At 42.5% G+C, this 591-nt stretch carries 2 protein-coding genes; both read right to left on the reverse strand.

What is annotated here, in order from left to right:
* Positions 1–6 precede the first annotated feature (6 nt).
* Positions 7–297: a type II toxin-antitoxin system RelE family toxin gene (locus tag GOU96_RS18130; RefSeq protein ID WP_000221352.1), complete on the reverse strand. Its 291-nt coding sequence runs from the start codon at positions 295–297 to the stop codon at positions 7–9.
* Positions 287–535 carry a type II toxin-antitoxin system Phd/YefM family antitoxin gene (locus tag GOU96_RS18135; protein ID WP_000213183.1) on the reverse strand — a complete coding sequence of 83 codons (249 nt, stop codon included), beginning with the start codon at positions 533–535 and terminating at the stop codon, positions 287–289. Before GOU96_RS18135 ends, GOU96_RS18130 begins: the two co-directional genes overlap by 11 nt.
* Positions 536–591 lie beyond the last annotated feature (56 nt).

Raw genomic sequence — 591 nt, forward strand, 5'->3', positions numbered from 1 at the left:
ACTGCATCAGTCGTCTAGCCGTTGCAGCGCTTTAGTGTAAACTTCGCTGCGTTCTCGTTTACCGACAGCTAAAACAGTAACTACGATGATGTCATTTTCAACTTGATAGACTAAGCGATAACCAGACTGCCGAAGTTTTATTTTATAAATGTTCTCAGCGCCAGACAGTTTGGCTGATGGAACATGTGGATTTTCAAGGCGTTCTATTAGTTTCTTCTTGAACTGCTGTTGGAGTGGTACGGCTAACTTTTTCCATTCCTTCAAAGCACTCTTTTTGAACTCAAGCTTATAGGTCATCGATATTTACCGATACGCTGTCTTCACTTAAGCGTTCTTTGGCAATAGCCAGTAGCTCAAGATCTTCAAGCTTATCCATCATGATCTCATAGGTGCTTGCAGGGACGCAGTAGAAAGCCGGCTCATTTCGGTTGAGTACAGCAACAGGAGCACCGAAGGCGCTAGTTGCAACTTTCATTGGGTTTGCTTTAAATTCGGTAATGCTTGCTGCAACATCAGCTAGGATTCTAGTGGTCATTTAATCGGTCCTTTATGTGGTCTTTAATTGGGTCATTATAGTCTTGAAAATGCAGT

The organism is Vibrio sp. R-1, from assembly GCF_035615595.1.
Classification (GTDB): Bacteria; Pseudomonadota; Gammaproteobacteria; order Enterobacterales; family Vibrionaceae; genus Vibrio; species Vibrio cholerae.